The organism is Vibrio sp. MA40-2 (assembly GCF_047302445.1).
Classification (GTDB): Bacteria; Pseudomonadota; Gammaproteobacteria; order Enterobacterales; family Vibrionaceae; genus Vibrio.
Map to the genome: position 1 here is coordinate 279,967 of NZ_CP178628.1, position 19,606 is coordinate 299,572.

Below are 19,606 nucleotides of genomic sequence, written 5' to 3' on the forward strand. Positions count from 1 at the left end.
ACAAATAAACAGTCCGTTATGGACGCACCAAATAATCGGCTTTACCAACCCATTTATAACTCGTCAACTCTTCAAGTCCCATCGGACCTCGTGCATGCAGTTTTTGCGTAGAAACGGCCACTTCAGCACCTAACCCAAATTGAGCCCCATCGGTAAAACGAGTAGAAGCGTTCACATAGACAGCAGCAGAACCCACTGAATTAATAAATAATTCCGCATTTTTCAGACTATTGGTCATAATCGCGTCGGAATGACTCGCATTATGAATACGCATGTGATCAATGGCTTGCTCCACATCACTGACCACTTTAACCCCTAACGTAAAACTCAACCATTCTGTATCAAAGTCACCTTCTTGCACATCCCTTAATTGTGTTGAATTAGATAAATAAGCTTTGGCTTTTTCTTCCGCCACAAGTGTTACTTTACCATTTAATTTTTCTGCCAATTTAGGTAAAAATTGCGCTGCAATTTTTTCATGCACTAACAATGTATCCAGAGAGTTACACGCTGAAGGACGTTGCACTTTTGAGTTTTCTACTACCAGAAGTGATTTATCTAGATCTGCGCTTTCATCAACAAAAATATGACTAATGCCGAAACCACCAATAATCACTGGTATTGTACTGTTTTCTTTACACATTTTGTGTAATCCAGCACCACCACGTGGAATAATCATGTCAACATAATCATCCAGTTTCAACAACTCAGAAACCAACTCACGATCAGGTTTTTCTATATATTGAACTGACTCAGCAGGTAATTCCGCTTTTTGTAGTGCAATTTGAATCACCTTAACCAGTTCCATATTAGAAAAAAACGTCTCTTTACCACCACGAAGAATGCTGGCGTTACCCGTTTTTAAACACAGTGCTGCAATATCAATGGTCACGTTTGGACGAGCTTCATATATAACACCCACCACGCCTAAAGGAACGCGACGTCGAGATAAAGACATGCCGTTTTCTAGCACTTTACTGTCAATTTCACTGCCAACAGGATCATTTAGACTAATCACGTTTCGTACATCGTTAGCAATGGCCAATAAGCGATCGTCATTCAACAATAAACGGTCTAATAACGCGTCTGTCAGACCCGCGTTGCGCCCGTTATCAATATCCTTTGCATTCGCAGCAAGAATAGCCTGAGCGTTTATTTCCAGTTCATCGGCCATAATGGCTAGTGCACGGTTTTTTTGAGCCGTTGAAGCCGTTGCAAGACGAAATGCAGCGGCTTTCGCTGCTTGTCCCATTTGAATTAGTTTCACATTTTATCCTTACTCTTGAATGACCACGAGGTCATCTCTATGGATCACCTCTGAGCCGTACTCATAGCCTAAAATTTCATTAATCTGTTTGCTGTGCTTGCCAATTATTTTGATCAAATCTTTATTCGAATAACGCACAATGCCTTTAGCGACCAATTGACCTTTACTATTTTTAATCCTAGCCACTTCACCTCGAGCAAATTGTCCGGCTACCTTGGTCACGCCTTTCGCAAGTAAGCTGCTTCCTCTTTCAACCACAGCGTTGACTGCACCATCGTCGATAATAATATCACCCGATGCTGCAGGGCCGGCTAAGATCCATCGTTTGCGGTTTTCTAATGCTTCCGCAAGGGCGAGAAATTTAGTGCCTTGAGGTTGATCTGTGATTGACGTTTCAATAACACTTTCCGCGCTACCCGCTGCAATAATCACTTCTATTCCTGCCCGTCTAGCAATATCGGCTGCTTGTAATTTAGTCGCCATACCACCTGTACCTAACGTTGTTCCACTACCGCCAGCGATTTTCCTCAGAGTCTCATCAATGGTGGTCACTTCACGAATAAGTTCCGCATCGGAGTTATTTCGAGGATCGGCAGTAAACAAACCAGGTTGGTCAGTTAACAGCAACAGTTTATCAGCGCCACACAAAATACCTACCAAAGCAGATAAATTATCATTATCGCCGACTTTTATCTCGGAGGTAGCAACAGCATCATTTTCATTAACAACCGGAATAATATCGTTTTCTAACAAGGTGTTGATCATATCGCGTGCGTTTAAGAAACGCTCTCTATCATCTAAATCTGCTCTGGTAAGTAGCATTTGACCAATTTTCAAACCATAAAGAGCAAACAGAGATTCCCATAGTTGAATCAATTGACTCTGACCAACGGCTGCTAACATTTGTTTGGTCGCCATTGAATTAGGCAACGCTGGATAACCTAGATGCTCACGACCTGCCGCAATGGCTCCAGATGAAACAATCACTACAGAATGTCCATGCTGTTTGAGATGCGCACATTGACGAACTAACTCCACCATATTGGCTTTATCTAATGCTAACGTTCCACCAGTAAGAACACTCGTACCAAGCTTGACCACTATTGTCTTCTTTACGGACGCGGTTTGAGGTTGCAACGCTTTTTCACCTTGTTTAATTGTCATTTGCCTTGCTATATAAATTTAGGGTTTATAAAGGTGTTGTAACAATCCATCTCAAATTGCACAAGTAAAAAAGGCGCATTAATGCGCCTTTTTATCAATTTAATTTGTTGGGACTCTATTTTAATCAATCAACAGCAACAATTACACAAACTCGACCGATTCTTCATGTAGTGATAAAGACAAAGCAAAACGTTCTTCTAACACTTTACTTAGCTTGATTAAAAAATCCTCTTGAGTTCGAGTGATTTCTGCCATAACGCTTTCAGATAAATCAACAACTTGCCAGTGACCTTCTGTATCGTACTTACCCATTTTAAATTTTGCGACAAAGCCATCCACAACACCATCATTCTTCGAGGCATCTAGCTCCATCCACCAGCCCCAAAATTCACGCATTTCTGGTGATTGTTTGTCATCAACACAGACAGATAAGCAATCAAACAGATAACTATCCTCTTTTGATTCAAATTCTCTAAGGTAAGGGCCTATTGCTCGTAAGGCGGTTAATAATCGGAAATGAGTTGGGCTAACGACCTTGTTCACCATATGATACTCCATCGATATAATTACATGAGTTTGAATTTACACTGCCACTTGTTGCGCAACGTAACCATGCTATACATAAATGGAACGTAGTACCATTAAATTAACTCATTTTCCAACCACTTAATTGCTAAATCGAGTGATTGCTCATATCCTGCCGAGATAGATTTAGAAGAAATCTGTTTTGCTTTGCCATATTGACTAAAAATAGCCGCAAGACGGTTATCTGAATAAGGAGAAATAACGTCTCCTTCTAAAGATAATGCTAACACCGGAACCTTGGTTCTCTTACTGGTTAAAAAACCTTGAGTTTTCAAAGACCAAGCCATCATCTGCCCTGCCAAACTATGAATATCTACCGCTCTCTTTCCTAGTCTAGAGGCCAAAATATCCAAATACATTCTAGGCATTTTTTTTACTTTATCAGCGGAAGAAAATGTATCGTGAATCGGAGCGCCCATGGTAACGCAAGCTTTTATCTTATCTTGCTCAAGAAAAGCCAATCGCAACATTGCATTACCACCAAACCGATAACCTAACAAGCCAACATTACGGTGATCGACCCAAGGAAGAGTAGGTAGTTCATTTAATACCGCTCGATGTAATTTGCAGGAATCTTCGGTTAATTGCCAGTGACTATTCGAACCTATGGAAGGCATATCGATGGTTAACATGCCTATGCCCATTGGTGCCAAGTACTGTTTAAAAATTCGCCACAAATCCGTTTGCAAAGCATCTAAACCAGCGCTAACCATCACGACTGGCTGAGGTTTATCCGTATTAGGTAAATGTAAATTGGCTTGAATTTTCTTACCTTCAAACGGAACGTCAAACTGGCGAGTAACATATTGGCTAGTTTTCATCGCTTCATCATAAGCGGATTTAGCTAACGCTTGAGCTTGAATAGATAAATTATCGCCTTTTAGGTGCGGGTATCCTGCAATGCTGTAGCAAAGGCTAGCATAAAAGTATTCATCCGAAGCTTCATCTGCTTCTAACGTAGCAGCATTTTTTTGATGACGCATACCAAGTTGTGTCCACTCATATGCCCAATTTCCGGAATGAAACCCCATAACAGTGTCAAGCCAATCGTCGTCTGTTCTGGAATGTTTAGAGCAAGCAATTTTCGCTAACACTTCTTCTTGTTCTATCGGGTCTATCCCCTGCCATATCCACTGATAACGACGGATAATTCGATACCAAGAACTAGAGTCTTGTTGCTTTTTCTGTTTAAGAAATTCAACACTACTTGGCATATATTGAATCAAACTAGACGTTTCTTTGGCTTGTTTATGTTTTTTAAACAGCGTTTCGGAAAGATTCTTTTGCTTATCAGACATGATCACTACTATTTTGGTGCATAATACCTTCCATGATATAAAAAAAAATGCCCCTATACAGGAGCATTTTCGAAATTTCTCAATAAAAGCGTTTATTTTTTACAAATTGGATCCACGTAAGCGATTTCCATATCCCAAGGCTGTTCAATCCAAGTGTCCTGTGGAATATCAACAATGTATTCATCAACAAGATGCGCTCCTGCTGGTTTAGCACTCACAGTAACGAATTTTGCTTTAGGGTACATTTCACGAATTTTTCGTGCGGTATCCCCACTATCCACTAGATCATCAACAATGAGATAACCTTCTCCATCACCTTCTGGTGCTTTAACTACCGTCATCTCATGTTGGTGATCATGATCATAACTGACAATACAAATAGTATCGACATAACGAATACCTAACTCTCTCGCTAAGATGGCCGCAGGAACCAATCCACCGCGACTCACACCAAGGATACCTTTCCACTGTTCAGCAGGCATCTGCTTCTCAGCCAGTTGACGACAATAAAGTTGCATATTGTCCCAAGTAATGACGAATTTATTACTCATAATGATATTTAACCTGTTTGAACTTAAAACACTTATCTAAACTGTAAGATTAAGCGAAAGCAAATTTGAGTGCGAAAACAACAGCAAGAACCCAAACACTAACTGGAACTTCACGACCTTTACCGCTCAAGCCTTTAATCGCTGCATAAGCAATAAATCCTAACGCAATACCATCTGCAATTGAATAAGTAAAAGGCATTAGAAGACAAATAACAACCACAGGAGCCGCTTCTGTCAAATCACGCCAATCAATAGAAACCAATCCAGACATCATTAAAATCGCTACATAAAACAAAGCACCAGATGTCGCATAAGCGGGGATCATGCCGGCTAATGGCGAGAAGAATAATGCAAGTAAGAATAAAATGCCAACAACAACTGCAGTTAATCCAGTACGACCACCAGCGGCGACACCTGAAACACTTTCAATATAAGAAGTCGTATTTGAGGTTCCTAATAACGCACCAACCGATGTTGCAGTAGAATCCGCTAGTAATGCACGGTTAAGGCGCGGTAGTTTACCGTCCTCTTTTACTAGTTCGGCTTTAGTTGCGACACCAACGAGAGTTCCTGCTGTATCAAACAGATCAACAAATAGAAATGCAAACACAACTGAGATCATACCCACTTCAAAAACAGCACTAAAGTCGAGTTGCATAAAAGTTGGCGCAATACTTGGTGGCATAGAGAAAACACCATGATATTCAACGTCACCCAGTAATATACCCAATGCCGTTACAATTAAAATTGCTATCATCACTGCGGCTTTAAAACGACGATGAACCAAAGCAATAGTTAAGAAAAAACCAACCGCGGCTAAAATGCCAGATATAGAAGTGACAGAGCCAATAGAAACCAATGTCGCTGGATTATCACCAACAATACCTGAACCTTGCAGTGCGATAAAAGCTAGGAATAAGCCAATACCTGCAGAAATACCGGTTCTTAAAGACATTGGAATAGAATTGATTATCCATTCACGAATTTTGAAAATACTTAATAAAATAAACAGAAGACCAGAGACAAATACCGCTGCTAATGCAACCTGCCACGTGTAACCCATTCCAAATACAACCGAATAAGTGAAGAATGCATTCAACCCCATGCCCGGCGCTTGAGCAATAGGATAATTAGCTACAATGCCCATGATAAAACAACCAATTGCAGCAGCAAGACAGGTTGCAACAAACACAGAACCTCTATCCATTCCTGTTTCAGATAAAATAGCAGGGTTGACAAAAATAATATAAGCCATAGTTAAAAAGGTAGTAATACCCGCAATAACTTCGGTTCGAACATCCGTATTGTTCTCACTGAGTTTAAACAGTCTTTCCAGCATAATTAAATTCCAAAATTGTTTTTTATAAAATAAAGTAAACGATTGCGTCTACGAATGGCGCAGATTATAAAGTCATCAAAAAGCAATTTCCAGCCAGATTAAGATATAAAGCAGGTTTTTATGATCAAACATAAAGATATCAGCTTGCCAGTACTAGAAGAAAACCCATCTAACTCATTATTTCTATAAAAGATTAATCTAATCTTAATCCAACAATTGTTATCGATGATTTTCTATACGTGAACACGATTACCATTTATTTTTAGGCCAAATTTGCAATCAATAAACACTAGAAAAGTAGTATAGAAATGAAAATCATTACAAGTTGCGATAAAGCAGTGAAATGTAATGGATTACATCGGAAAGATAAAAAAAACGCTACTAAAAAAGTAGCGCTCGAATAAGCTTCAACCAAAATAGTTGATATAAATTCTAATATTGGGGGCGAACATTTAAGTTCAAATCACAATAACTTGGTTAGATTAATAACCAAAGCTAGTTGGATACTGAAAGTTCTGGGTATAAATTGATTGTACACACCAAAACTTTGAAGAAACTAAACCTTTCATATCTATCACCTTAACTAAAATAAAAATACAATATATTTTCTCTGTTCCTTGGAGGCGATATACGGACTCATCCTTTGAGCAAATTTATCTTCTAAAGTTTGAAGACGTGCTGATAATAACAAAATGAAATAAAATTACAACAAAAAGGAGATCTAAATCACACTTAATCTTAATTATTAAAGATTATCGTTATAAAATTACGAAAAAGTATCACTATAAGGAGTAATGAGCACGTTAATCGCATTGTAGATGAGACCGATTGCACTTTTGTAACGAAAGCGTGAATGATATGATGCGTGCTTTGATTATGTCACCAAAGTTTGATGATATTTGAAGAACATTTACTGAGCTTTACTCAAGAAACTCAGTAGTTCTCGGTGTCTTTAGACCGTAATTACTACAGTCTGCGAATACTACAGTCTGCAATAACAAAAAGTAAAAATGACTTTGGACAAAAATAGGAGTTATCTGTGTCTAAACATCACTCGGAAATCAGTTCTTTATCACCAGAACCTGTTTGGCAGTTTTTCGATACCATTTGTTCTATTCCCCACCCTTCTAAACATGAAGAAGCACTGGCTGAATACATTGTCAACTGGGCGCAAGAGCAAAATTTGGATGTAAAAAGAGATCAGACTGGCAATATATTTATTAAAAAGCCAGCAACCGAAGGAATGGCCGATCGTAAAGGTGTTGTGTTACAAGCTCATATCGATATGGTTCCGCAAAAAAATGAAGAAACCAAACATAACTTTGAAACCGATCCAATTAAGCCTTATATCGATGGCGAATGGGTAACAGCAAAAGGAACCACACTTGGCGCAGATAACGGCATGGGTATGGCTTCTTGTCTGGCGGTTCTTGCCTCAAAAGAGATAAAACATGGGCCCCTTGAAGTGCTTCTCACAATAGATGAGGAAGCAGGCATGACAGGTGCATTTGGACTTGAAGAAGGTTGGTTGCAAGGCGATATTTTACTCAACACAGATTCCGAACAAGAAGGTGAAGTGTACATGGGCTGCGCTGGCGGCATTGATGGCACATTAACGTTTGACATAAAAAGAGAAGAAATTCCATTAGGTTATGTTACACGTGAACTTTCTATAAAAGGGCTAAAAGGTGGTCACTCAGGTTGTGATATTCACACCGGTCGTGCCAATGCCAACAAATTACTTGCTCGCTTTTTAACTGACCACGCAGCAGAACTGGAACTTCAATTAGTTCAATTCCGCGGCGGCAGCTTGCGAAATGCCATTCCGAGAGAAGCTTTTATTACGGTTGCTCTGCCGATGGTTAATGAAGGACAACTTAACGAACTATTCATTAAGTTTACCAACGTTCTTCGTGATGAATTAGGCCAAGTAGAAACCAATATTCTTTCGTATTACGAAGTGGCAGAAACCAAGTTACAAATGATAACACTTGATTCTCAATCTAAATTCATCGACGCGCTTAATGTTTGTCCGAATGGTGTTATTCGTATGAGTGATGACGTTGAAGGTGTGGTTGAAACGTCGATCAATGTCGGTGTTATCAATACCAAGAAAAACAAAATCACGATTTTGTGCTTAGTTCGTTCTCTTATTGATACTGGCCGAACCCAAGTTGAAGGTGTTCTGACGTCTATCGCCAAACTAGCGGGTGCAAAAGTCGAATTTAGTGGCGCATATCCTGGATGGAAGCCCGACCCAGATTCAGAAATAATGGCTATTTTTAGAGATACCTATGAAGGTATTTATGGCAAAAAGCCAAATATTATGGTTATTCATGCTGGATTAGAGTGCGGTTTGTTCAAAGAGCCTTACCCTAAAATGGACATGCTCTCTTTTGGTCCAACCATCAAATTCCCTCATTCACCTGATGAAAAAGTAAAAATTGATACAGTTGCGTTATATTGGGAACAGATGGTGGCTATTTTACAAAATATCCCCAAAAAATAACCAAAACCAATAAAAACAGTAATAACCAAAACAAGCTTGATAAAACCTAACAGCAGCCTGTCGTTGATACCACAGGCTGCTGTTAGGTTTGAAATAGTATGATGCACTTATCTCATGCGGAACAAGGCATCAATAAACCAACTTTTGATTCTCGCTTGTTGCTTCTTCTTACTATTTTTTCTTATTGCTAGTTATTCTTGATCGTCACTTTTACGTTGTGCAGACTTACGCTTATTCCGTTCAGTCTGTAATGCGATAAAAGCAGGCAACTCTTGTTCTGCCCAAGCTACAGCCTCTGCTTCTGTCTCAAAGCCCATTTTACGTTTTGATACTGCAGTACGTTGAGCCGATACTTGACGAACAATTTCTGCTGCCCAACCGTTACGTTTCTCAACCACTTTATAACTGAATTTTTTATTAGTACTCATATTTGTTTCCTACTCACTTTACATAAAAGAGTTTCGACTCTTTTCAATGCGCGCATTAAACCATATCGAGGCAACAATTGCTGTAATATTGCTTAAACTGCCGCCAATAAACATCAAATCAGAAAAAAGCCCTTGAATATGGCATATCCAAGGGCTTTATCAATTTTATATTGGTTATCTCTTATCCAATATTCACTCTAGCATTACGGAACATTCTCATCCACGGGCTATCTTCACCCCATGAATCTGGAGCCCAAGAGTTAGCAACGGTACGGAAAACACGTTCAGGGTGAGGCATCATAATAGTGACTCGTCCATCAGTCGTGGTTAATCCTGTGATTGCATTCGGTGAACCATTTGGATTATTTGGATATTGTTGAGTCGCATTACCCAAGTTATCAACATATCTCACTGCTACGGTGCCTGAATTTTCCAGAGCCGTTAAATGCGCATCATCACGAACTTCTACACGCCCTTCTCCATGAGAAACTGCGATAGGCATACGTGAACCTTGCATTCCATTAAAGAAAATAGAATCGGATTTCTGTACTTCAACTAAGCTAAAGCGTGCTTCAAAACGCTCAGATTCATTGCGCACAAAGCGAGGCCACAAATCAGCACCTGGAATTAAGTCATGCAAGTTCGATAACATTTGACAACCATTACACACACCTAACGAGAAAGTATTATCGCGTGTAAAGAAAGCTTCAAATTGATCTCTAGCTTGGTTGTTGAATAAAACAGATTTTGCCCAACCTTCACCTGCACCTAATACATCACCATAAGAGAAACCACCACATGCCGCTAAGCCGTGATATTCATCCAGTACCGCTTGACCAGTTAAAATGTCACTCATGTGAACATCCGTCGCTTCGAAACCTGCTCTATCAAAAGCGGCAGCCATTTCCACATGAGAGTTAACACCTTGCTCACGTAAAATCGCCATTTTAGGCTTAGCACCTTTAACAATATACGGTGCGGCAACATCTTCATGTACGTCGAAGCTAAGGTCGACATTAAGCCCTAAATCGCTATCATCCGCTTTAGCTGCAAACTCTTGGTCAGCACATTTAGGGTTGTCACGTAGAGATTGCATTTGGTGAGTTGTTTCTGCCCAAATAGTACGAAGCTCTGTACGAGATCGCTCTAACACAACCGATTGTTCAGAAGTAATCGTCAGCGTATCTGATTGCTCTACGTCACCGATAACATGGCTCAGCTCAGCTAAACCAAATGAAGCTAAAGTAGCAAGAATAGAGTCGACCTCATCGTTCTTAACTTGAATAACAGCCCCAAGCTCTTCGTTGAACAAGCTAGAAAGCGCATCACTGCCCAATGAAGCAATATCAGCACGTAAACCACAGTGACCGGCAAATGCCATTTCTGCCAACGTAACAATTAAGCCACCATCGCCTTTATCGTGATAAGCAATAACTTTATCGTCCGCAACCAAAGATTGAATCGCATCGTAGAAGCCTTTTAACTGCTCCGCACTATCTACATCCGCTGGTTTATCACCTAATTGTTTGAAAACTTGCGCAAATGCTGTCGCACCCATGCGATTTTTACCACAGCCTAAATCAATGTAAATAAGGCTTGTTTCACCTTTATCAGTTCGCAGTTGTGGTGTGACGGTTTTACGCACATCTTCAATACGAGCAAACGCTGTAATAACAAGACTTAATGGCGACGTGACTTCTTTTTGTTCTCCGTCTTGTTCCCATTTGGTTTTCATCGACATTGAGTCTTTACCAACCGGGATAGTTAAACCAAGCGCAGGACATAATTCTTCACCCACCGCTTTTACTGCTTCATATAAACCAGCATCTTCTCCAGGATGACCTGCTGGAGACATCCAGTTAGCAGACAATTTAATATGTTTAGTGTCACCAATATTGGTTGCTGCAATGTTAGTCAGAGATTCACCAACCGCTAATCGAGCCGACGCGCCAAAATCTAATAATGCGACAGGAGTACGCTCACCCATCGACATAGCTTCACCATGATACGTGTCGTAGCTCGCAGCCGTTACCGCACAGTTCGCAACCGGAATTTGCCAAGGACCAACCATTTGGTCTCGAGCAACCAGACCTGTAACAGAACGGTCGCCTATCGTAATTAAGAACGTTTTCTCAGCAACAGTTGGTAATCTAAGTACACGATCTAACGCTTCATTAACGTCGATATCCGACGTATCCATTGCGGAATTGGTCACTTTAAGTGTTGTTGCATCGCGATGCATTTTCGGCGCTTTACCTAATAAGATATCCATTGGCATATCAATAGGCGTGTTGTCGAAATAGGAATCTTCTAATGTTAGATGACGCTCTTCCGTTGCTTCACCAACAACAGCGTATGGCGCACGCTCTCTTTTACAAATCGCATCAAAACACGCCATATTTTCTGATGATACTGCCAAAACATAACGCTCTTGCGACTCATTACACCAGATTTCTAATGGGCTCATACCAGGCTCATCATTCGGGACATTGCGCAATTGAAATTTACCACCACGCTCGCCATCATCAACCAATTCAGGCAAAGCGTTAGAAATACCGCCTGCACCCACATCATGGATAAAAGCAATCGGGTTGTCTTCACCCATCTGCCAACAGCGGTCGATCACTTCCTGACAACGGCGTTCCATTTCCGGGTTTTCTCGCTGCACTGAAGCAAAATCGAGATCTTCCGCAGATTGACCAGAAGCCATTGAAGAGGCAGCGCCTCCACCAAGACCAATGTTCATTGCTGGGCCACCTAAAACAATTAAACTTGCACCAACTGGGATTTCTTTTTTCTGAACATGTTCGTCACGAATATTACCTAAACCGCCCGCAATCATTATTGGTTTATGATAACCACGTACTTCTTCCCCATTATGAGAGTTCACTTTCTCTTCATAAGTACGGAAATAACCAAGTAAGTTAGGACGACCAAATTCATTATTAAATGCCGCACCACCTAATGGCCCTTCAAGCATAATATCCAATGCGTTAACAATACGACCCGGCTTGCCGAAATCGGTTTCCCAAGGTTGTTCAAAACCTGGAATACGTAAGTTAGAAACAGAGAACCCAACTAAACCAGCCTTCGGTTTACCACCAATACCGGTTGCCCCTTCATCACGTATTTCACCACCAGAACCAGTAGATGCACCAGGCCAAGGAGAAATAGCGGTTGGGTGGTTGTGTGTTTCCACCTTCATCAAGATATGCGCAAGCTCTTGATTGTAAGTATATTGACGAGTTTCTGGATCAGGGAAAAATCGACCAACATGAGAACCAGTCATTACAGCAGCATTATCTTTATAGGCAGATAAAACATGTTCGCTGTTGGTTTCATAAGTATTTTTGATCATCTTAAATAGGGATTTTTCTTGATCAACCCCATCAATGGTCCAATCGGCATTGAATATTTTATGACGACAATGCTCAGAGTTCGCCTGCGCAAACATCATAAGCTCAATATCATTTGGATTGCGGCCCAACTTAGTAAAGCTCTCTACTAAATAATCAATTTCATCCTCAGCTAATGCTAAACCCAGTGCGACGTTAGCTTCTTCTAAAGCCTGCTGCCCACCAGATAAAATATCCACATTAGCTACTGGAGCCGGAACCGCAACGGAAAACAGCTTAGTTGCATCATCAAGATCAGCGAAAACCACTTCCATCATTCGATCATGAATTAACGCTTTAACTTGCGCAAGTTGGCTTTCAGTAAGTACAGAAGAGGATTCGATATAATAAGCGCTACCGCGTTCTAAACGCTTAATTTTACTCAAACCACAATTGCGTGCGATGTCAGTCGCTTTTGAAGACCAAGGCGAAATAGTTCCCGGACGAGGAGTCACCAGTAGCAATTGCCCACTAGGTTCATGCTCTTGAATAGTAGGACCATAAGTCAGCAACTTTTCTACTTTTGCTACTTCTTCGCTAGTTAAGTCAGCCGTTAAATCGGCAAAGTGCATAAACTCTGCGTAAATATCGGTTATTGGCAGTTCTTGTTCACGACAAAGTTCTAATAACTTGTTAACTCGAAACTCAGAAAGAGCTGGGGAGCCACGCAAAATTCTCATATGCTTAGGTCTCTTATACTATTGATTTAGGTGATATTATGATTTAGGTGATATTGGTATAAATTCAATACGTTAATGTAAAATTTCAAAAATTATACCAATGTCACCTATCTACTTCGGGCGTATTATAGAGGAAAATGTTTTGTGACGTAACTCTAAAGGCAACCGTTTGCGTCATTTTTTTACCATTATAGCCTGAACTAAAGCATGCAAGGATAAAACAGCGTCAGTGTTGTATAAAAGAAACTCAACCGCATGGAAAAGCGCAACTCGGACTGATAAATATCAAAATCAGCTCTATAAATTTGCTAAATAGTTAGCGTTTTCTTTAATCATAGTTTGCTCAACTTGCTAGCTCTGATATAAAGAACACAGTCATTTTATAAAGAACCCGTTATTAATGCATAACTTTTTTAACTGTCGGCCAATTAAAGCAACACTAATGATAGTGATGACACTTGTCCTATCTGCCTGTCAAATAGACTCAGACCCAAAAAGTGAGTTAGATAAAGTAAGGGAGCGTGGTGTATTACGAGTGGGAACACTCAACAATCAATTGGCTTATTATATTGGCCCAGAAGGTCCGACTGGGTTAGATTATGAACTGGCAAAACTTTTTGCTAGTGAATTAGGCGTTAAGTTGGAAATAAAACCTGCTTACCGTTTGTCAGAGTTATTTCCAGCATTACAAAATAACGAAATTGACATTGTGGCAGCCGGACTCAGTCAAACTCTCGAGCGAATGAGTGATTTTCGCGCGGCACCAGCTTATTATTATGTGAGTCAACAGTTAGTGTATAAAACCGGAACTTGGAAGCCAAGAAGCATTAAAAACTTGGTAGAAAGACAAGATGAGCATCCCGATGATACCTTAACCATTATTTCTGACTCACATTTTGTTAAAACATTAGAAGATCTTAAAACCGAATACCCTTCACTAAAATACACCACAAACAATAATTCTGATGTTCAAGATTTATTGCGACAAGTTTCAACGGGAGAGCTCTCTTATACCATTGTTGACTCGGTCGAATTGTCCCTGGCTCAACGATTATATCCTGACATTGCATTAGCTTTAGAGCTCACAGAAGATCAACCCGTTTCTTGGTATATGAGAGACACCGATGATGGCAGCCTCTATGCCTTATTAATTGAGTTTTTTGGTAAAATAAAACAATCAGGCCAGTTAGATACATTGGAAGAAAAATATTTTGGCCATGTCGATAGTTTCGACTACGTTGATACGCGTGCCTTTATTCGAGCTCTAGATAGTAAATTACCCACTTGGGAACCTTTGTTCAAAAAGCATGCTGGTAATTTTGATTGGAGGTTGATAGCGGCACTTTCATATCAAGAATCTCATTGGAAACCCAAAGCCACATCTCCTACTGGAGTACGTGGCATGATGATGCTCACCCTACCGACTGCAAAATTAGTTGGAGTTAAAAACCGATTAGACCCAGAACAATCGATACAAGGTGGCGTAAAGTATTTACAAGGTATTGTCGAGCGAGTTCCTGATTCGATTTTTGAGCACGAAAAAATCTGGTTTGCACTTGCTTCCTACAACCTAGGCTATGGCCATATGATGGATGCTCGCCGTCTCACACGATCACAAAATGGCAACCCAAACTCTTGGGCCGATGTAAAAGAACGTTTACCACTATTGAAAAAGAGACAATTCTATAGCAAAACACGGTATGGCTATGCTCGCGGCGATGAAGCAAGAAACTATGTCGAAAATATCCGTCGATATTATCAATCTATTATTGGTCATGTAGATAAACAAGGCGCTATCTCAGCAGATTTGGATATTGACGGAATTCAAACTATCGACGTGCAAATAACCGAACAAAATCCACAGCAATTGATTGATCAGCTAGAAAGCAACCCACAAGAAACAGATACTGCGGTAGCAACAGATCCAAAAGCAACCAAACCAGACGCAGACGCAGACGCAGACGCAGACGCAGAAAAACCTAAACAATAACGGTTAAGATTCAACCTAAAAAACAACAAAGAACAGCAGGTAAACTCTTATCTGCTGTTCTTTGTCGATCATTCATCATTTGGTAACAAACTCTGTTTATAAACAAAAGTTAATAATAGTCTATACTAATAGCAGTCAAATAAAGGGAGTGACCAATGACACCAATGAAAAAAAAGAACAAGACACTAGCAACAAAAACATCGTCAGCAAATCGTCGTAAGAGAATGTTAGCAAACAACAAAAAGAAAGTGATTTGGCGTCATAGAGCCTACGTACACTGTGAAACGTTCAGCTAAACAAACACCGATCATCAGCAACCTTACGACATATCTTTAGTCTTTAACTGTTTCTTCTCTTTTCGTCTTCGTTTAAAGAAAGATTGCAGTTGCAAACGGCACTCTTGTTCTAATAAGCCCGATTCTATCTGAGCGTAATGATAAGCCGCTTGGGTATCAAATAAATTCAGTACCGTTCCTGCAGCACCCGATTTAAGATCTGGCGCACCAAACACAATACGCTTAACTCGACTGTGCAAAAGCGCACCTGCGCACATAGGGCAAGGCTCCAGAGTGACATAAAGCGTCGTATCGAGTAGACGATAATTACCTAACACTTGTCCTGCTTTTCGTATCACTTGAATTTCAGCATGAGCCGAGGCATCGTGATCACAAATAGAGCGATTATAGCCCGTGGCAATAACCTGTTCATCTTTGACCAAAACCGCCCCAACTGGAACTTCTCCTGCCAATTCAGCTTCATAAGCTAGCGCAATAGCTTGGCGCATAAAATCCTCATCTTGAGCAGTAAAAGTGGTCACATCGGCATCCAAAGGTAAAATATCTAAAGGTAAAGTATTCAATCGCAAAGTCTCATATCACCATCACATTCTCCCGGCATTGTAGCGTAGACCAACCCGAAAAAGGAGACTTTTACTCTGTATCAAGGGGGACATACACATTACTTTCCAATGAAACCGTACGCTGTTCTCCTGAATATTCATGCCAACTAACTTGTATTTCGACTTGTTTTAAATTTGAGCTTGCCGGATGTTCACTCGCCATTAACTTTATGGAAAACGAGGAACGGTTTGTCTTATACTGCGACTCTGAAACATCAACCAACCAGTCTGATTCAAGTCGAACTCGCTCTAACTGAGATTCGGCAAGATAGAGCGCCAGTAACTGATTTTGTGTCACGGTAGAATGTTTAACAGTACTGATTTGTAGTGTGGTTAATCCTATAATAGAAAAAGAAATCAAAAGGATAGAAATCAATACTTCAAGCAAACTAAATCCTCTAATTGTCAGGTTCATTATCTGTCCAACTGCCTGCATTCCATGCCGCACTGTATGTTGGGAAGGTAGTAACAACTAACTCTCTAGAAAGCGATATATTGTCTACCGTTGATGTAACCTTGTAGTGATGCAAACTTTGCTGAACCCATACCACTTGTAGTGAAGCTGTAACACATTCCGCCACATAGTATGGCAGGTTGAGATTGAGTAATTGCTCATGACTAGCAACCGATTGATTAGCGAACAACGAAAAAGCACATTCTAACCCTCCTTCTGCCAACCAAAATTTCTGACGATAGATGGTTTCGTTTTGAATACTAGTTGATAGTTCAAAGATGCCAGTATTGCCAGCAAGAGCAAGACTCAACGCCGCGACAAGAAAAAAATGACACAATATCAGTACCACTACTCCGGTTTGCTTACTTGCCATTTAATTCACCTTCTACCATTTATCCAATTACTACGGTGCTAATTTAGCTATTTCTCGGCGAAACTTGAGCGACCAAAGTAAAAACTTGCTGTTGTTTTACAAGTTCTACACTTAAAGAGAGCTCGATTAATTTTTTGTTATTCTCAGTATCGATAACCTTTTCTTGGATAGTGAAACGAGTCACTTTCATTTGAGATGGATCAAACATCGAATAAAATCGATAGCATGCAGTTGAGTGTGCTGCTGTGGGATTTTTTTCTGAACAATATTTAAGTTTGTGTTCAACGTCATCTATTTTAATCGTCGTACGAACGTATTGCCCCGCATCTTGGTAGAAATAGCTTAGTTCTGTCAGTGAAAAGGTTACTGACTTTGCTCTTCTCAAATCGTCTTGGATAAAGCGCAAGGTTTCGGACACGCTGTTATGCAGTAGCAATAAGCTCATCTCTTTTTGTGCGGATGCAGTGCTAACAATCATTACCGACATCAACGTTGTTAGAGCCAAAGCGGTAATAACACTAGAAATAAGCATCTCAATTAACGTAAAACCTTTGCCTTTATCGTTATTATCCGACACTAATAATTCAACATTCTGCATAACCATAAAACGGCTTATCCATTGAACAGGTTCGTACTCTTCCTGTGATATTGTGCATAATTAGCTTTAATGAAGCGCCATCGGAAGCTTTATAAGAAAAGATCAAATGGCCACTTTCTAATATTCTCCCTGTTTTTCCATCTAACTTAACTTGCAGCCAAGTAGATGACATCTGAATATCCTTGTTTTGTAGATAAATTAATTCGCTCTCTTTTGAGTTCATTTCGCTGTTGATAACCAACGACAAACGCCACTCGTCTGTGCCATACGGATCCTGAGGCGAAAAAAATAACCAAAGATCTTTCTGTCGAGTTACGGTTTCTGATCTTACTCTTGAAAAGTAACTTTTTAATTCAGTAGCAAAAGCTCTGAGTTGATAGTTTTGATAAAAAACCTGAATATCAGGTGTCACAACCGCTACAATCCCTGCCGAGATAGACAATACAACCACAAACTCAATTAGTGTAAAACCACGACGCATACCATGCCCTGAACCGTTCGATAAATTAAATAGAACTCTTAATCATGTTAAGCAACGAATTAACACGATCAATTCGTTAACGTAAGCAACTAGTTAATGGGACCAATCCACTATTTGGTGAAATTAACTATTCATGAAATAGATGCCCGCGATCATATCAGCTAAAAATAAAACTCCACGGGATGGGTATTTCTATTTAGGGTAGATTCAAAACAAATAATCAAACGTTGCTATATTTTCTCAAACAAATCACTACTGGCTCGCAATAAGAAAATAAAATTAGATAGGCTAGGTTGGCTAACCACGTTCAATTAAAACCACCAACACCAGACACAAAAAAAGCCACTTAACAAAGTGGCTTTTTCTTTCATATCAATTAGATACATTAACTAGTTAAATCATCAAAGAATTTTTTAACTCCATTAAAGAAACCTTCTGACTTAGGTTTATGCTTGTTACCAGCATCACCAGAACATGTTTCTTCAAATTCTCTTAATAGATCTTTTTGACGCGAGCTTAATTTAACGGGTGTCTCAACAACAAGTTTAACGATAAGATCACCAACACCACCGCCACGTACACCTTTAACACCTTTACCGCGCATTCTAAATAAGCGATCTGTTTGGGTTTCTTCTGGAACTTTAAGGCTGACTCGACCATCTAGCGTCGGAACCTCAACTTCACCACCAAGTGCAGCTTGAGTAAAGCTTACTGGTACTTCACAGAAAAGATTATTACCGTCACGCTCAAAGATATTATGTTCGCGAACATGAACCTGAACATATAAATCACCAGCTGGTGCGCCATGCTCTCCCGCTTCGCCTTCGCCAGAAAGACGAATACGATCGCCAGTATCTACTCCTGCTGGAATCTTCACGTTTAGCGTTTTAGTTTTTTGTTTGCGACCTTGGCCATGACATGAGTTGCAAGGATCTTTGATTATCTGACCTTTACCATTACATGTTGGACAAGTTTGCTGAACAGCGAAGAAGCCTTGACGCATTTGCACTTGACCATGACCGTGACAAGTAGAGCAGGTTTGTGCGCTGGAGCCTTCTTTAGCGCCAGAACCGTGACACACTTCACATTCAACTAAGGTCGGGATCTCTATTTCTTTATCACAACCACGAACAGCATCTTCCAAAGAGAGTTCCATGTTGTAACGAAGATCGGCACCACGCTGAGCACGAGACTGCCCACCGCCACGGCGACCACCACCAAAGATATCACCAAATACGTCACCGAAGATATCACCAAAATCCGCACCTTGACCACCGCCAAAGCCACCACCCATACCACCTTGTTCAAAGGCAGCGTGACCATATTGGTCATAAGCGGCTTTTTTCTGAGAATCGGTCAGAACTTCATACGCTTCTTTTACTTCTTTAAACTTTTCGCCAGCCTGACTGTCATCCTGGTTTCTATCAGGATGGAATTTCATCGCAAGACGTTTATACGCCTTCTTAATATCTCGCTCAGAGGCATCACGGCTTACGCCCAATACTTCGTAAAAATCACGTTTCGACATGTTTCAACTACCGTTTATCTGCTGCAAATCGAACTAGATAAAAGCAATAAAACCATTATCTAGTTCGA

17 protein-coding genes are annotated in these 19,606 nt (G+C 40.3%); 3 read left to right on the top strand and 14 right to left on the bottom strand.

The window, feature by feature from the left end; translation table 11 throughout:
* Positions 1–16 precede the first annotated feature (16 nt).
* The 6 genes from ACLKML_RS08730 to ACLKML_RS08755 all read right to left on the bottom strand — a co-directional run bounded on the left by ACLKML_RS08730 (position 17) and on the right by ACLKML_RS08755 (position 6,204).
* Entirely contained in the window at positions 17–1,267 is a 1,251-nt protein-coding gene (locus ACLKML_RS08730; protein WP_413285008.1) for a glutamate-5-semialdehyde dehydrogenase, read from the bottom strand.
* Between the two features lie 9 nt (positions 1,268–1,276).
* Positions 1,277–2,431 carry a glutamate 5-kinase gene (gene proB, locus ACLKML_RS08735; protein WP_413285009.1) on the bottom strand — a complete coding sequence of 385 codons (1,155 nt, stop codon included), beginning with the start codon at positions 2,429–2,431 and terminating at the stop codon, positions 1,277–1,279.
* A gap of 141 nt (positions 2,432–2,572) precedes the next feature.
* The gene (gene crl / locus ACLKML_RS08740) at positions 2,573–2,977 is read right to left on the bottom strand and encodes a sigma factor-binding protein Crl (RefSeq protein ID WP_413285010.1); all 405 of its coding nucleotides are present in this window, start codon (positions 2,975–2,977) and stop codon (positions 2,573–2,575) included.
* Positions 2,978–3,072: 95 nt separating this feature from the next.
* Positions 3,073–4,314 (bottom strand): esterase FrsA, encoded by a 1,242-nt coding sequence (frsA, locus tag ACLKML_RS08745; protein WP_413285011.1) that lies wholly within the window; start codon positions 4,312–4,314, stop codon positions 3,073–3,075.
* Between the two features lie 92 nt (positions 4,315–4,406).
* A complete protein-coding gene (gpt, locus tag ACLKML_RS08750; RefSeq protein WP_413285012.1) occupies positions 4,407–4,865 on the bottom strand; it encodes a xanthine phosphoribosyltransferase in 459 nt (152 codons plus the stop codon).
* Between the two features lie 49 nt (positions 4,866–4,914).
* The gene (locus ACLKML_RS08755) at positions 4,915–6,204 is read right to left on the bottom strand and encodes an NCS2 family permease (RefSeq protein WP_413285013.1); all 1,290 of its coding nucleotides are present in this window, start codon (positions 6,202–6,204) and stop codon (positions 4,915–4,917) included.
* A gap of 1,039 nt (positions 6,205–7,243) precedes the next feature.
* On the opposite strand from ACLKML_RS08755, the gene ACLKML_RS08760 reads away from it, so the two are divergent.
* On the top strand, positions 7,244–8,713 hold the full coding sequence (locus tag ACLKML_RS08760) for an aminoacyl-histidine dipeptidase (RefSeq protein WP_413285014.1): 1,470 nt from the start codon (positions 7,244–7,246) through the stop codon (positions 8,711–8,713).
* A 191-nt stretch (positions 8,714–8,904) separates the two neighbouring features.
* Here ACLKML_RS08760 and ACLKML_RS08765 read toward each other — a convergent pair whose 3' ends face one another.
* Together ACLKML_RS08765 and purL are read right to left on the bottom strand one after the other, a co-directional pair.
* The gene (locus ACLKML_RS08765) at positions 8,905–9,141 is read right to left on the bottom strand and encodes a DUF3622 domain-containing protein (protein ID WP_413285015.1); all 237 of its coding nucleotides are present in this window, start codon (positions 9,139–9,141) and stop codon (positions 8,905–8,907) included.
* Positions 9,142–9,322: 181 nt separating this feature from the next.
* Complete coding sequence (purL, locus tag ACLKML_RS08770; RefSeq protein ID WP_413285016.1) at positions 9,323–13,216, bottom strand: phosphoribosylformylglycinamidine synthase; 3,894 nt, start codon at positions 13,214–13,216, stop codon at positions 9,323–9,325.
* A 400-nt stretch (positions 13,217–13,616) separates the two neighbouring features.
* On the opposite strand from purL, the gene mltF reads away from it, so the two are divergent.
* Together mltF and ACLKML_RS08780 are read left to right on the top strand one after the other, a co-directional pair.
* A complete protein-coding gene (mltF, locus tag ACLKML_RS08775; protein ID WP_413285017.1) occupies positions 13,617–15,206 on the top strand; it encodes a membrane-bound lytic murein transglycosylase MltF in 1,590 nt (529 codons plus the stop codon).
* Positions 15,207–15,361: 155 nt separating this feature from the next.
* On the top strand, positions 15,362–15,502 hold the full coding sequence (locus ACLKML_RS08780; RefSeq protein WP_413285018.1) for a hypothetical protein: 141 nt from the start codon (positions 15,362–15,364) through the stop codon (positions 15,500–15,502).
* A gap of 23 nt (positions 15,503–15,525) precedes the next feature.
* Here ACLKML_RS08780 and tadA read toward each other — a convergent pair whose 3' ends face one another.
* The 6 genes from tadA to dnaJ all read right to left on the bottom strand — a co-directional run bounded on the left by tadA (position 15,526) and on the right by dnaJ (position 19,538).
* Positions 15,526–16,065, bottom strand: a complete 540-nt coding sequence (gene tadA, locus ACLKML_RS08785) for a tRNA adenosine(34) deaminase TadA (RefSeq protein WP_413285019.1) — start codon at positions 16,063–16,065, stop codon at positions 15,526–15,528.
* A gap of 70 nt (positions 16,066–16,135) precedes the next feature.
* A complete protein-coding gene (locus tag ACLKML_RS08790; protein WP_413285020.1) occupies positions 16,136–16,519 on the bottom strand; it encodes a type IV pilus modification PilV family protein in 384 nt (127 codons plus the stop codon).
* A complete protein-coding gene (locus ACLKML_RS08795) occupies positions 16,503–16,931 on the bottom strand; it encodes a hypothetical protein (RefSeq protein ID WP_413285021.1) in 429 nt (142 codons plus the stop codon). The genes ACLKML_RS08790 and ACLKML_RS08795 overlap by 17 nt, the downstream gene beginning before the upstream one ends.
* 43 nt (positions 16,932–16,974) lie before the next feature.
* On the bottom strand, positions 16,975–17,535 hold the full coding sequence (locus ACLKML_RS08800) for a prepilin-type N-terminal cleavage/methylation domain-containing protein (RefSeq protein WP_413285022.1): 561 nt from the start codon (positions 17,533–17,535) through the stop codon (positions 16,975–16,977).
* A complete protein-coding gene (locus ACLKML_RS08805) occupies positions 17,516–18,010 on the bottom strand; it encodes a Tfp pilus assembly protein FimT/FimU (RefSeq protein WP_413285023.1) in 495 nt (164 codons plus the stop codon). Before ACLKML_RS08805 ends, ACLKML_RS08800 begins: the two co-directional genes overlap by 20 nt.
* 385 nt (positions 18,011–18,395) lie before the next feature.
* Positions 18,396–19,538 carry a molecular chaperone DnaJ gene (gene dnaJ / locus ACLKML_RS08810; RefSeq protein ID WP_413285024.1) on the bottom strand — a complete coding sequence of 381 codons (1,143 nt, stop codon included), beginning with the start codon at positions 19,536–19,538 and terminating at the stop codon, positions 18,396–18,398.
* Positions 19,539–19,606 lie beyond the last annotated feature (68 nt).

Bases quoted from the DNA above. Each gene is read 5' to 3' on its own strand.
- proB (WP_413285009.1), bottom strand. From the start codon at position 2,431: ATGACAATTAAACAAGGTGAAAAAGCGTTGCAACCTCAAACCGCGTCC.
- crl (WP_413285010.1), bottom strand. From the start codon at position 2,977: ATGGTGAACAAGGTCGTTAGCCCAACTCATTTCCGATTATTAACCGCC.
- frsA (WP_413285011.1), bottom strand. From the start codon at position 4,314: ATGTCTGATAAGCAAAAGAATCTTTCCGAAACGCTGTTTAAAAAACAT.
- gpt (WP_413285012.1), bottom strand. From the start codon at position 4,865: ATGAGTAATAAATTCGTCATTACTTGGGACAATATGCAACTTTATTGT.
- ACLKML_RS08755 (WP_413285013.1), bottom strand. From the start codon at position 6,204: ATGCTGGAAAGACTGTTTAAACTCAGTGAGAACAATACGGATGTTCGA.
- ACLKML_RS08765 (WP_413285015.1), bottom strand. From the start codon at position 9,141: ATGAGTACTAATAAAAAATTCAGTTATAAAGTGGTTGAGAAACGTAAC.
- purL (WP_413285016.1), bottom strand. From the start codon at position 13,216: ATGAGAATTTTGCGTGGCTCCCCAGCTCTTTCTGAGTTTCGAGTTAAC.
- mltF (WP_413285017.1), top strand. From the start codon at position 13,617: ATGCATAACTTTTTTAACTGTCGGCCAATTAAAGCAACACTAATGATA.
- ACLKML_RS08780 (WP_413285018.1), top strand. From the start codon at position 15,362: ATGACACCAATGAAAAAAAAGAACAAGACACTAGCAACAAAAACATCG.
- ACLKML_RS08790 (WP_413285020.1), bottom strand. From the start codon at position 16,519: ATGAACCTGACAATTAGAGGATTTAGTTTGCTTGAAGTATTGATTTCT.
- ACLKML_RS08795 (WP_413285021.1), bottom strand. From the start codon at position 16,931: ATGGCAAGTAAGCAAACCGGAGTAGTGGTACTGATATTGTGTCATTTT.
- ACLKML_RS08800 (WP_413285022.1), bottom strand. From the start codon at position 17,535: ATGGTTATGCAGAATGTTGAATTATTAGTGTCGGATAATAACGATAAA.
- ACLKML_RS08805 (WP_413285023.1), bottom strand. From the start codon at position 18,010: ATGCGTCGTGGTTTTACACTAATTGAGTTTGTGGTTGTATTGTCTATC.
- dnaJ (WP_413285024.1), bottom strand. From the start codon at position 19,538: ATGTCGAAACGTGATTTTTACGAAGTATTGGGCGTAAGCCGTGATGCC.